We start from the raw sequence: 14,070 nt of genomic DNA on the forward strand, positions 1-14,070 counted from the left end.
TGAGATTATATCGCCGTCTGCATCGTAATTAAAGAACCGCCGTATGCCGAACGGCATGTACGGTGGTGTGAGAGGTCGGAAAACAAAAGTAGGAAGAAAACTACTTTTGTTTTCCTCCTACTCGATTTGTAAACCCTCCGGATTACAACGGAGTAACCGTTACATTCCTGAACTGAATATCCTTTCCTTCGCTCTGCAAAGCAATGTAACCTGTTTTATGCATCGAACGCGTACCCGAATTCTGGTACACCCCGTTTATAAACACCGTAATGTTACCATCCTTGCAGTAAATTTTTGCACGGTTCCATTCGCCTACAGGCTTTTCGCTGGATTCGTTGGTCTTCTTCACCACCGGGAAAGCCGGACGAACCGTACCCGGTCTGCTCATAAACTCGAACAAATCGCTGCCACCCAGTAAAACAAAGTCGCCTGCATCGCCTGCGTGAAGCTGGCACTCAATCGCATTGGGCCACAGCTTTTCACCGTCCTGTACAAACAAGAAGATACCACTGTTGGTTGCTTCCACCGGATAACGCCATTCCACATCCAGGATAAAGTTACTATACTTCTCCTTGGTGTACATGTAACCGAAAGGGGTACCCTTAACATGGATTACGCCATCCTTCACCGTATACACCTCCTGGGCACTGGCGCCCCCTTTGTCCACAAACAAATTCCAGTTAGACAAATCCTTGCCATTAAACAACTTTACAACCTGCGCACCCGCATCGGCCGTACACACAATCAAGGCAGCACAAACAACCGCTGCAAACGAAAGAAAAGATTTTTTCATGGTCTTGTATTATTTAAATGATTAATCAGCAATCAACTTACGGTAACGAACACGCTTCGGCTCTACATCGCCCAGCTGTTTCCGTTTGTATTCCTCGTATTCGGAGTACGAACCTTCGTAGAATACCACGTCGGAGTTACCCTCGAACGAAAGAATATGCGTACAGATACGATCCAGGAACCAACGGTCGTGCGAGATAACCACGGCGCAACCGGCAAAGTTCTCCAGACCCTCTTCCAATGCACGTAAGGTATTTACGTCGATATCGTTGGTAGGCTCATCCAGCAACAACACATTGGCCTCGGCACGCAACGTAAGTGCCAGATGCAAGCGGTTACGCTCACCACCCGAAAGAACACTGCAAAGCTTTTCCTGGTCGCCGCCCGTAAAGTTGAAACGCGACAAGTAAGCACGGGCATTGATCTCCTTGCCACCCACACGAATATACTCCTGTCCGCTGCACACCACCTGGAAAACCGTCTTTGTAGGATCGATATCCTTGTGCGTCTGATCGGCATACCCGATCTTCACCGTTTCACCCACTTCGAAGGTACCCTTATCCACCGTCTCCATACCCATGATCATCTTGAACAAGGTAGTCTTACCCGCACCGTTGGGACCGATAATCCCTACAATACCGTTGGGAGGCAGCATAAAGTTAAGATCATCAAACAACAACTTGTCGCCAAAAGCCTTGGCCACATGCTGCGCCTCGATCACCTTGTTACCCAGACGCGGACCGTTGGGGATAAAGATCTCCAGCTTCTCTTCGCGCTCCTTCTGATCCTCGTTAAGCAACTTCTCATACGAATTAAGACGAGCCTTACCCTTGGCCTGACGAGCTTTGGGAGCCATGGTAGCCCATTCAAGCTCGCGCTCCAATGTCTTTCTGCGCTTGCTGGCCTGCTTCTCTTCCTGCGCCATACGCTTCGTTTTCTGATCCAGCCACGAAGAATAGTTACCCTTCCAGGGGATACCCTCGCCACGGTCAAGTTCCAGAATCCATCCGGCCACATGATCCAGGAAGTAACGGTCGTGCGTAACACAGATCACCGTACCCGCATACTGTTGCAAATGCTGCTCCAACCAGTCGATAGACTCTGCATCCAGGTGGTTGGTAGGCTCATCCAGCAACAATACATCCGGTTGCTGAAGCAACAAACGGCACAAAGCCACGCGACGGCGCTCACCACCGGACAACGTATCCACCACCTGATCTTCGGGCGGACAACGCAAAGCATCCATAGCACGCTCCAGGCGGCTGTCCAGGTTCCATGCATCTGTAGCATCAATCTTATCCTGCAATTCGGCCTGTCTGTTAATCAGCGCATCCATCTTGTCGGGATCGTCCAGCACTTCGGGATCACCAAACTTCTCGTTCACCTCCTCGTACTCCTTCAGTACATTCACGATATCCTGCACCCCTTCCTGTACGATTTCCTTTACAGTCTTGCCGCTTTCCAGCTTTGGATCCTGTTCAAGATAACCCACAGAGTAGCCTGGCGAGAAAACCACTTCGCCCTGATATTCTTTTTCGAGACCGGCAATAATCTTCATCAGGGTAGATTTTCCCGACCCGTTAAGACCGATAATACCGATCTTGGCACCGTAGAAAAAGGAGAGATAAATATTCTTTAAAACCTGTTTCTGAGGAGGAAACGTCTTAGTGACGCCCACCATAGAGAAAATAATTTTTTTATCGTCTGCCATAGATAAAATGTCTGTTTATTAGTATGTTTTACAGTATGTTTACAAGTATGCCTGCAAAGATAGCAAAATAAAAATGGTGCGAAAACTTGCACAATAAAAATGTACGCCCTATCTTTGCACTCGCATTACAGAAGTAACGCACAGGATGATTCGCTAGCTCAGCAGGTAGAGCACATCCCTTTTAAGGATGGGGTCCTGGGTTCGAGCCCCAGGCGGATCACCAATAAGAAGGCTTTCCAAACGGAAAGCCTTTCTTAGTTTTATAACTATATCGTTTATAGTCAGATCCTTAAAATATCCATGGGGCTAGTAAAGCTAAACCGGGTATCTGTATGGCTTATCCTGTTATCACCCCACAAAGCCACCCCAAAGTCCACCTTTGCATTTTTGGCACAATGATAATCGTAATCACTATCACCTATATAGAGCACTTCATCCGGAGATACGCCACACCTATCCATATAAACAAGCAGTGGATCCGGATTCGGTTTAGGGCGGGGCGCATCCGTAACACATATAATCGTTTCAAAATGGTCTATAATCTTACCTAAGGCAAAATCGTTGTTCAGTTCGTTGTGCGTACGCGAAGTGACCACCCCTAACCCCAACCCCTTACTCTTCAGAGCGGCGATTGTATGCTCGATATGGGGAAAAAGCTCGATCTCAGCCTTTTGCTTCATAAAGTTCTTAACCCACACTTCATCAAACTCTTTCGGATTTTCAGCCCCGAGACGCTCCATGGTAGTCACCCCCGGAATACCCAACACAAAATTAAGCTCCGCCGTCTCATAGCGCTTGCCAAATAACTGCAGGATAGTCTCCTGCCAAGTAGACAAAACTGCTTTTTCATTGTCCACCAAAGTCCCGTCAATATCAAAAACCAAATGCTTATATCCCATATTATCGAGTTTTATAGAATTCAAAGCTAATTACGTATCTCAAAATCCAGAATGTCATTTCGCTGATGACTATACTATTAACGTAATCCATTTAAAAAAGTTGTAAACTTCTGGGTGACTTTTTAATCCATCATCTACGACGAAAATCCATGGGACTATGGAAGCTAAATCGGGCATCCGTATGGCTTATCCTGTTATCAACTATTTCAATCTGAATCTCGTCTTCTTTTTTGCAATACATTTCTCCGTCAACTCTTGTATAATCTGAGTTGCCGACTGTTTTGACAGACCTATTTCAGTCGCCACCGCAATCGTATCGGCAAGTGCAGGCTCTCCCTTACCATTTATGGTCGTAGTATGGTAGCCATTAAAACCACTGCTTGGCAGTAGATCATAAGCCGGCGAAAGTTTCCACGCCCCATCAATCCATTGGAACGAAAAATTCTTAGCATGATCGTCCCGATTTGAAATCAGGATATTAAACACCATTAGCCGGAACATTTGAGCCACCTGTTCCATATCCCTGGTGAGATTCAGCGTCAGCTTCAATAGCAAAGAGTAGTCAAGACTAGGAATCCGATAATTGGCATTGAGCAGTCCGGCTGCACTTATGGTATGTATCTTACCTTGAGGCGTTCTGTCGAATCGTTTAACTCCGAAATAGCGATTATCAAACAAGCGGGTTTCCGCCATTCGTATTCCACACTCTTTGGCAAGTAGAGAGTAGTTGTACTCTATTTCTCCAACATTAACAGGATCGCTGGTTGCTTTAAACTTCACAAGCCACTGGCAACCATCTAACTTCGCAAATACCTTGGGACGTGCTCCACCCGACGAACCGCCATATTTATAGAGCAAATCGACCGAACCCGTACTTTCTTTACTTTCGAGTATTTTTTCGATCTCATTTGCTAAACGATCAAAATTTAGAAACTCATCATCTGTGGCAATGCTTTTGTCTGGTTGATACTCCAAAGCGCCACGTCCGGTAGAACCTATCAGCGACAATCGTTCTAAAATATTCAATTTATACGGATCGACCCCTTTCTCCTGTAAATAACGATCAAGCAATAGATTGCCCCAACCATCCGGCAAACTATCATCGAACACCCCAAAGTTTCCCGCAAACGGATCTCGCTTGGCCATTATCAGACCTGGCTTCAACGGCAGATAGAATGGAGATATTGAAAATCCGCTCTGTATCCAGTCTGCATCGTATTCAAAACCACACAATCCTTCGGGTGTAAGAGCCATTCGCCCTACACGTCTATCAGATACAAAAATCTCTATCATTGAGACGCTATTCATTTTTATGCCCTCTTTTTCTTTGTTTCGTTTGCTCCGATTTTACTATATCGTCAATACTCTGATAGGTCTTGCTGCTGAAAAGAGTTTCGAACTCATCTGTCATATCCAATGCAAATGCAAGCATCACCAATGAACGCACAGATATCTCTCCAGATGATTCAAAACGCCTGTAGGAAGGCAACGAAAGCCCTGCTTTTGCAGCAAGCATCTTTTGCGTCCACCCTTTTTCCAATCGCCTCTGTTTAACACGCTGGGCAATACCCGACATTATCAAGTTGGGAGTTTTATCTATAAGTGATAATATATTATCATTTACATCTGCTTTCATATATCTAATGCTATTATATGAGCACTTACAAAGTTAATCAAAGTTTCTCAACTATCAAATCAAACGAGACAGAATATCCTTTCTTCCTTTGTCTTTGGGCATTTATCTTTGTACCGATCTTTCTTATATAAATAAGCGTGTCCAAGCAATTATTCAAGACGGTCATTTATTAATTGTATTGAAATCAAAAAACAATTGTCCTGATATATTATTCTCTGCACCATTACCGCTAAAACGGTGTAATTGGGACTGGGGACCGTAATTCTCTGCTTTTCCAAACTTAGTACCTACCGGAGGTATCGCACTCATAAAAGAGATGTTTCCTTTGGGGTATGCCGGAACTGTATAATTCCTGTCGGCTGCGTACAAGGATTGTATAGCTGGAGTGAATAAATGAAGTATAACATCTTCTTTTCCCGAATATACAGCAAAGGGTGTCGGACAATCCAGTTTCATTCCATAAAAGAGGGAATAGTATCCTTTGAACTCGGGATAGTCCCAACTCTCGCCAGTCACAGTGTTATTATATGTTTTATTCCAAACGTTCAGGGTTCCTCCTTTCATGCGGTTCTTGTATACCCGATATGGACCGTTTGCAAACAGAGTGGCTCCCTTTACGCCCTCTTCCGGGAAATCGAATGTAATTCCTGCCATGGAAATCTTATCCTGTGGCCGGTAATCGTAATCCAGTTGCAATACGCCCGAAGGCAACATGGTCCACGTAAATCCATAGGCGACATCTTTGCCGTTGTTCGTTACGTAGGTTACTGTCAAATGTGGATTCCCTTCTGCCAATTTATATTGAACGGATTTACAGGTTACCTGTTTGTCTGTTATCAGAACAGGGCCATTACTCAATGGAATGGTTTTCCCCTGATAAACGACTGCTTGAAGCAATCCAGTCTCCTTATTAATACGGGCTTCTACTCCGGCAGCCGATAACAACCAAAAGGTTCCAAGATCTTGCGCTTGGGCAGCAGGGGCTGATTTATCCGTTGGCAAACATCGAGAGGCAACCTTAAGAGGATTCCCAATTTCGTAGCTCCAGGTAAATAACTCACGGTTTTCACGATCGGTGGCGGTGACATATAGGATATCATAGTCCATCCAGTCTTTGGGCAGATCTAAAGTTATCGCGCTCTTTTCTCCCGGTTTGCAATCGGGAGAGTCGATGCGACCAGCTACAGATGTCACGCCATCCACCGAAAGATTCGTAACCTTTGCAAGTCGGAATTTGAATGAACATTCGTTCGTGTTGGTAAATGCGTACCGGTTTTCAATGATCAATCGTTTATTCCATGTGGGAGTTATATACTTTTTCTCCAAATGGACAGGAGACCAGATTTCTTTAATGGTAAAGAAGCTTCCCTCTTTTTCACGGTACGGCCCGGTGATACCATCAGCCCCGTGATCTTTATCTGTATCTAAAAAACCATTTCTATCGGTCCGGACAACAGCCTGGTCGGCCAAATCCCAAAGAAACATTCCGGCACTGAGGTTATTAGAACGCATCAAATTCCAATAATCATCCAGTCCCGCTCCATGTCCGCCGTCATACAATCCATGCAATATTTCAGTCGGCATAAAAATATCCCGTCCATGAAACAGATTATTTATACCCGTGTCGTAATTAATATAATGTGCTGTGTTTATACAGCTAAACTTAGCCCAGGGATGCAGGACAGCCCGTTTTTGAATATCATATAGGGGAAAAAGAGGATCAAGGTCAAAATTAAATCCACCTTCATTTCCATTTGCCCAGAATACAATACTGGGATGATTTATGTCGCGGGTAAGCATTTCTCTTACCAGCACTTTGCCTACAGGAGTATCATAGGGCGGATATTGCCAGGCACAGAGTTCGTCTATCACGTAAAGACCTAACGAGTCGCACACCTCTAGAAAATGTTTATCCGGTGGATAATGAGACATACGAACGGCATTCATATTCATCGCCTTTATCAGATTAACATCGTCGATGCTAAGCTGTTTATTTGTGGTACGTCCGGTTGTGGGCCAGAAAGAATGACGGTTAACCCCTTTAAACATCATCTTTACGCCATTCACATACACCCCGTCGTGTTCGCGGACTTCCACGGTACGGAAGCCGATCTTTTCTGTTATCGTATGTAACATCTTTCCTTTACGGCTGATGGAAATAGAAGCAGAATATAGGGTGGGGGATTCGGAGGACCAGGGCTTTACATCGGCTATATGACCGGACAAAGAGATTTTATTTTTTTTACCGGCAGCAGGGGTGGAAGATAATTTGCCTATCACTTTATTTTGCTGATCCAGAACCACCATTTGAGCATCAATGTCCGACAGATTGCCCGAAAGGATAATATCTGCCTTAACATCTCCTGTATGACGTGCGTCAATAGCTGTATAATCTATAAATTCGTTGGGGACAGCCTCCAGGTAAACCGGACGGAAGATACCTCCAAACACCCAGAAATCTGCTTCGCGTTCCGCCTCATTTATACTATTATTGGCAGACATCTTGCTCACCTTTACATCCAAATCATTTGACTTTCCATAATGGACCAGATTGGTAATTTCCCGCTTAAACCGATAAAAAGCGCCTTGATGAACAGTACCTGCTTGTTTACCATTCACTTTAATTTCGGTATCGGTCATAGACCCTTCAAAAACAATAAAAATACGCTTGCTTTTCCAGTCCGCCGGAATTTGAAATTTGGTTTTATACAATCCTTCTTCGTTGGCCTTATTCTTATCGTGTCCATAATTGTAGGTGCCATAGCCTTCGGTTTCCCAGCAGGATGGAACTTTTATCTTATTCCATGAACCGCTTTTAGCTCCTTTGGTACAAAAGAAGTCCCACTCGATGGCATCGTCGGAACCTTTACCTGATAAGTATTTTATCTCTGTAACTTGCGCATGTGTTATTTCCAGGCAAAACATGAATAGGAATAAAAGGTGGTTTTTCATCATAATACTAATTTATGTTGTAAATATACAAGAAAAATTGAAAAAGAGGGGAAGGAAAATATCTATTCCTTCCTCTCTTTTAGTCATAACAGACAGGCTGTTATTTCCATAAAGGATGTTGCACTAAATTTGGATTTTTATCCATCTCATCCTGCGGAACAGGGAGCGTATAATATTTATCGTTGATCGCTTTTTTCATTCTGTCGGCCATGGCATGTTGTCGTTTTAAATCAAACAAAGCCTGACCTTCGGCTGCAAATTCCCATATGCGTTCCTGAATAATTGCTTTACGTAAATCTGCCTGAGATATTGTTGATGGAAGAGCTTGTAATCCGGCACGTTCACGAACCCGGTTAATCCCCGACAACGCTTTATTGATTTGATTCATTTCACAATAAGCCTCGGATTGTACCAATAATACGTCGGCATAACGAACTACTTTCATATTGCACCCATAATCGCCTGCTGCGGTAGACAAATTATCATTAGGATCAAGATATTTTGCGAAGTGGCACAAGGGAAAAGAGGGCTCTTTCCCATTATTAGGATCATAATGGTAAGTCTTACCCGTTTTTACATCTTTAAAGTCGACAAGGAAAGTAGTTGAAACTCGTTTGTCGCCCACTTCGTAGGATTTATAAAAATCGGGAGTAGATATCAAAGAAGACCAACCGTCTGTTTTCTTCACATTATATCCTCTCATACCAGTTAATGCAGGTATATCTTGACCATTGATATTGGTAACAAACTCCACGTCGAAAATATATTCTTTACCATGTTCGTTGTTAACGTTGAATATATTCCGAAAATCTGTTTCCAGCCCATAACCAAAAGAACTTTCCTTTGTTATGATTTCGTCTGCTTTCAAAGCCGCCTTTTCCCAAAAGCCAGCTTTATTCCATGGCCATGCCGCTTGCGTAAGATATACTTTTGATAATATGGCCATGGCAGCTCCTTTTGTAGCTCGCCCCATATCTGCAGCTCCGTACGAAGTTTTAAGAACTGATTCGGCATACTTTAAATCTTCTTCAATCAGCGCCCATACGGTATCGTCTGTTCCCTCATTGGTAAGATCTTCGGCATTCATATTATCTTTTTCAGTAATTACAGGCACATGATCATAAAAACGGATCAGAGCAAAGTAATTCAATGCACGCAGAAATTTTGTCTCAGCAACAATCTGTTTTTTCGTATCCTCGCTTTTAAAGGTTACTTTGTCGATATTCAACAACAGATTATTCGCCCTTCTTATTCCGCTGTACGACACCTGCCAGATTAATTTACAGAAATCAGTTGTAGGTGTCCACGTATAATCATCCATTTCAACACGAGATGGGGCACTGGCATTTGCGTATGCAGCTTCTCCTGGAAATTCGGCCCCCATCCAGATGTACCGTCTGTATCCATTTGATTCCTGAAGAGTTTGATAAACAGAAGTCAGCCCGGCTTTAGCATCGGCCTCATTTTTGTAAAAATTATCAGGCGTAATGGATTCATAAATCTCCTCATCCAGAAAGCCGCTGCAGGAAGAGTTGCCAATCGCAAATACAGCTGCGATAATCATATATTTGTATAGTTTCATAATTTTTTGATTTGAATATTAAAAACCAATATTAACTCCGAGGATAAATGACTTAGAAGCTGGGTAGGCATTGTAATCCACTCCTAATTGAAGGTTACTCTGACCCTGACTGTTTACTTCAGGATTGTATCCTGAGTAGTTGGTGATAGTAAGCAAATTTTGTCCGGTTGCATATACTCTTAACGATTTCACAAACGGGCATTTGGGAACGTTATAACCCAAGGTCAGGTTTTGAATTCGCAAGAAAGAACCGTCTTCAATTAAAAAGTCCGATTGTAATAAATTCTGGTTTACCAATACGTGTGCTCTCGGATATTTGGCATTAGTATTTGTAGGTGTCCAATGGTCATTGACTTCTTTGCGCTGATTTCCCCAAGTGCTCACAATATTGGTTTCTGCACGCAACACATTGTAAATGTCATTACCGTAAGAGCCATTGATATAAACAGAAAGATCAAAGTTTTTATAAGAAAAGTTATTTGTCCAACCAAAAATGAAATCAGGATTTGGATCTCCAACAATAGTTCTGTCTTCACCAAAACTAATTTTACCGTCGCCATTTTTATCGTAAAAACTCATGTCTCCCACCTGATCAAACGTTGTACTAGTTACACGGGCAGCTTTATCACGTTCTTCCTGCGTACGCATAACCCCTGTAGTTTTAAGTAAATTCCATACGCCAACTGGCAAACCTGGCTCTAGCCAGCTACCGTTTACTTTCAAGTGTCCGGAAATTGTACCTTGTTGGGTAGGAATGTAACCCGGAATTTCCAGGACTTTATTCTTGTTGGTAGACCAGTTGATTGAAGTATTCCATTTAAAATCGCCAGTAAGCACATCGGCAGATAAACTTAATTCCAACCCTTTGTTTTCGAGGCTTCCAATATTCTTTAGAACGGAACCGAATCCGGTTGTTAATGGAACTGATATATTCCATAAAAGATCGGTCGTTTTTTTATAATAATAATCGGCAACAAAATTAAAGCGGTTATTCAAGAATCCAAAATCCACACCAATATCAGAAATAGCGGTTGTTTCCCACTTCAAATCAGGGTTTGGCATATTTCCGGCAGCAATTCCCACATTGGTGACTCCTCCGATAGGATAAACATAGGTATTCATTTTTTCGACAGAAGAATAGCTGCTAATATTCTGGTTACCCGTTACCCCGTAACTAGCTCTCAACTTAAGACTACTAATCCAATCCACTTGCTTCATAAATGCTTCCTGATCCATACGCCATGCAAAAGCGGCAGATGGGAAAAATGCCCATTTATTATTAGCACCAAATTTGGAACTACCATCAGCTCGTCCTGTAACAGTAAAAAGGTAACGATCCTTTAACACATAGTTGATACGACCGAACCCGGACAACAAAGTATTTTTATCTCTTCCGGTGGAAGGCTTATCCCATTGGGCTCCTGCATCCAGGTTGTTGTAACCGTAAACATCCGAAATAAAGTCTCTGGCAGTCATGCTGCTCGACTTGCTTTGGATAGATAAAGCTGATGTCCCAACCATTGCATTTATTGAATGAATTCCAGTCTTCTTAAGGTAAGTGAGCACATTTTCGTTTGAAAGAGACTGATTTCTTCTGTTTTGCTGACTAGCGATACCATTGGCATTGTAACCCGTATTTGTTTGCTTCGGTTCGTAAACTTCACGCAACGCACTGGAAAGGTCGGCCCCAACACTTATCTTCAATGTAAGTCCTTCAATAAATCTAATACTAAGATCAGCCGATCCAAGTACACGATCAATCGTTCCATTATCCTGTAAAAAGGTAACATATGGAACCGGGTTTGGCACTGTAGAACTTCCTGTTATATAGTTCATACGTACGTACTCTCCTGTTGTGGGGTCAAATACAGGAACTGTAGGGGGCAGCACCAAAGCTGCATTGATGATTGAAGTATTACCTCCACCATCTCCATTTTCGCGACCCACGTTTGAAGTAACTCTACTTGCTGTAAAGCTAGTTGAGAGATCTATCCGTGAAGATAGTTTTGTATCAATGTTATTTCTAAAAGAAACACGATTAAAGTCTTGATTCTTAACAATGCTTTCCTGATCAAAGTAACTCGCCATAATTGAAAACTTGGTGTTTTCAGATCCTCCATTAATCGTTACATTGTGATTATGAATGGGAGCCGAAGACCTTAGAATTTCATCCTGCCAATCCGTCCCCTGACCTAAATCACTGATAGCGGGATAAAGAGGGTTTGTTGAAGTATTTGTATAATAAGCCGGACGTCCATCATTGGCCGCACCTTCATTAGCTAAAGCACCCCATTCGGAGGCATTCATCATATCTAGCTTTTTAGCTACTTTCTGGAATCCAACATATCCATCATAAGACACCGTGGTTTTTCCGGATTTCCCTCTTTTGGTTGAAATAAGGACAACTCCATTTGCCCCACGGGAACCATATATAGCAGTAGCTGATGCATCCTTCAAAATCTCCATACTTTCTATATCACCCGGATTTAATGTAGCCAGCGGATTTTGTCCGGCACCTGATCCTCCGGCCGAACTTCCGGCTGTTACGGGATATCCATCAATAACGTACAAAGGTTGGCTGCCAGAAGTTAAAGAGTTCCCACCGCGAATACGGATATCCACGGCACCTCCCGGCGATCCGGAAACAGCCGTAACCTGAACTCCGGCAACTTTTCCCTGTAATCCCTGATCAAAAGAAGAAACAGCCTGTTTCTTCAATACATCCGATTTTACAGAACCTACCGACCCGGTAAGGTCGCTTTTGCGCATTACACCATATCCTACAACAACAACTTCGTCCAAAATTTCTGTATCTTCCTGCAGGATAATCTTGATTGTTTTCTGATTAGCAACCTTTATTTCCTGGGTTTTATAACCCATATAGGATATAATAAGCGTGGCGTCTCCTGATGCATCAACAGTAAATGTCCCTGTCAAATCGGTTATAGTACCTACATTGCTACCTTTAACAACAACATTGGCTCCAATAATACCTTCGCCGTTTTCGTCGGTAACAGTCCCCTTGACCTGTGCAAACAAGGAGGGAGAAATAAATAAAAGCAGATAAATTAAAATCTTCATACTTTAATAGATTTAAGTAATAATAAATGTCGCGCCCTATAAGTAAGTAACGCATTGGTTTTTTGTAGTTTTTTCTGTTTTTTTGATTTTCATGTTGTATTATTCATACCTTGCTATATTTAAAGTTATAATTAATAGATTCCACTCGTACAAAAAGATAATTTTTCTATTTATTCAGAATCATTTTTTTGTATCTCATCAGTGCCTCTACGTAATAGTAGTCGCCATAAGTTAACGGAACATCCACTTCAGAGTCGCCGGGCAAATGACCAACCCCGTGCTTCAGGATAAAACATCCGTTGGATCCTTTCTTAGCCGTGTATTCTGGAGACGCAAGTGTTCTCAATTGCTTTTCAGCCACAGCTATATATAGACTCTTTCTAGGTTCACCAACAAACTGACTCAACTCAATCAGCGATGAGGCTATTATCGATGCGGCAGAAGCATCTCTGAAGGCATTGGGTATATCAGGCGCATTAAAATCCCAGTAAGGAATTTTGTCTTTAGGCAGATTGGGGTGATTTAATATAAAGTCGGCAATATGATTAGCCTGATCCAGATACCTCTTGTTTCCCGTTTCACGATACATCATCCCGTAACCATACAGACCCCACGCCTGACCTCTGGCCCATGCACTTTCATCACTGTATCCCTGAGCTGTACATTTTACCTGGACTGCTCCGGTTTCGGGAATATAAGAAACCACGTGAAAAGTGCTGTAATCTTTGCGAAAATGATTTGCTATGCAGGTATTGGCATGGGTTTCGGCTATCTCTTTGAATCTGTTGTCTCCTGTTTCTTTGGATGCCCACATCAGCATTTCCAGATTCATTATATTATCTATAATTACAGGGAATCTCCATTTCTGGTTACTACCCCATGACTGAATGCTGCCAATTGTAGGGTTAAAGCGTGTGGACAAGGATTTGGATCCATTTATCAGTACGCTTTTGCATGAATCTATACCGGTAATCCGGAGCGCGTTTCCATAACTGCAGTATAGCATAAAACCTAAATCGTGGGTTCCTTTATTATATTGTTCCTTATTTATGCGGTTGGTAAATAGAGATGCATACCTTTTTAACTCCTTATTCGAAGAATTCTCATATAAATACCATAAGGTGCCTGGAAAGAATCCGCTACACCACCATTTGGAACCCGACATTATCAATTTTCCATTTTTATCGATTGTCCGGGGTAATGAATCAGGAACAGTTTCCATTTCTTTAGCCAGTAATAAACTTTGCATTTCGGCCTGTTTTAAGGCATTGTCGATAACTAAAGACATAGGCGTCTCTGGCTTTGTAAACGCACACACAATAATGAAAACTAAAAACAAACCAATCAGATAGTGCTTCTTCATAAATAACAGGATTAAATATTTTTGATAAATAAGTCAGACAAATGTAGATTTTAA

The 14,070-nt window shown here is 42.5% G+C and carries 9 protein-coding genes and 1 tRNA gene; 1 reads left to right on the plus strand and 9 read right to left on the minus strand.

The features are described from left to right. Positions 1-142: 142 nt before the first annotated feature. Positions 143-793 carry a 3-keto-disaccharide hydrolase gene (locus tag AB7E53_RS04820; RefSeq protein WP_446774475.1) on the minus strand — a complete coding sequence of 217 codons (651 nt, stop codon included), beginning with the start codon at positions 791-793 and terminating at the stop codon, positions 143-145. Between the two features lie 21 nt (positions 794-814). Continuing rightward, a complete protein-coding gene (gene ettA, locus AB7E53_RS04825) occupies positions 815-2,503 on the minus strand; it encodes an energy-dependent translational throttle protein EttA (protein ID WP_068179822.1) in 1,689 nt (562 codons plus the stop codon). 147 nt (positions 2,504-2,650) lie between these two features. Between ettA and AB7E53_RS04830 the strand changes: the two genes are divergently transcribed. Then, positions 2,651-2,726 (plus strand) — tRNA-Lys (locus AB7E53_RS04830). A 58-nt stretch (positions 2,727-2,784) separates the two neighbouring features. Here the strand turns inward: AB7E53_RS04830 and AB7E53_RS04835 are convergent. The 7 genes from AB7E53_RS04835 to AB7E53_RS04865 form a co-directional block, all read right to left on the minus strand. After that, positions 2,785-3,402 carry an HAD family hydrolase gene (locus tag AB7E53_RS04835; protein WP_446774477.1) on the minus strand — a complete coding sequence of 206 codons (618 nt, stop codon included), beginning with the start codon at positions 3,400-3,402 and terminating at the stop codon, positions 2,785-2,787. Between the two features lie 201 nt (positions 3,403-3,603). Then, entirely contained in the window at positions 3,604-4,710 is a 1,107-nt protein-coding gene (locus AB7E53_RS04840; protein WP_446774479.1) for a type II toxin-antitoxin system HipA family toxin, read from the minus strand. Further along, the gene (locus AB7E53_RS04845; protein ID WP_446774481.1) at positions 4,703-5,038 is read right to left on the minus strand and encodes a helix-turn-helix domain-containing protein; all 336 of its coding nucleotides are present in this window, start codon (positions 5,036-5,038) and stop codon (positions 4,703-4,705) included. Before AB7E53_RS04845 ends, AB7E53_RS04840 begins: the two co-directional genes overlap by 8 nt. A gap of 162 nt (positions 5,039-5,200) precedes the next feature. Further along, positions 5,201-7,993: a glycoside hydrolase family 2 TIM barrel-domain containing protein gene (locus AB7E53_RS04850; protein ID WP_446774482.1), complete on the minus strand. Its 2,793-nt coding sequence runs from the start codon at positions 7,991-7,993 to the stop codon at positions 5,201-5,203. A gap of 97 nt (positions 7,994-8,090) precedes the next feature. Beyond that, positions 8,091-9,572: a RagB/SusD family nutrient uptake outer membrane protein gene (locus AB7E53_RS04855; protein ID WP_421467411.1), complete on the minus strand. Its 1,482-nt coding sequence runs from the start codon at positions 9,570-9,572 to the stop codon at positions 8,091-8,093. A gap of 18 nt (positions 9,573-9,590) precedes the next feature. Further along, on the minus strand, positions 9,591-12,653 hold the full coding sequence (locus tag AB7E53_RS04860; protein ID WP_446774484.1) for a SusC/RagA family TonB-linked outer membrane protein: 3,063 nt from the start codon (positions 12,651-12,653) through the stop codon (positions 9,591-9,593). A gap of 166 nt (positions 12,654-12,819) precedes the next feature. Next, complete coding sequence (locus AB7E53_RS04865; protein WP_446774486.1) at positions 12,820-14,016, minus strand: glucuronyl hydrolase; 1,197 nt, start codon at positions 14,014-14,016, stop codon at positions 12,820-12,822. Positions 14,017-14,070: the final 54 nt, after the last annotated feature.

The organism is Macellibacteroides sp., from assembly GCF_050251695.1.
GTDB lineage: Bacteria > Bacteroidota > Bacteroidia > Bacteroidales > Tannerellaceae > Macellibacteroides > Macellibacteroides fermentans.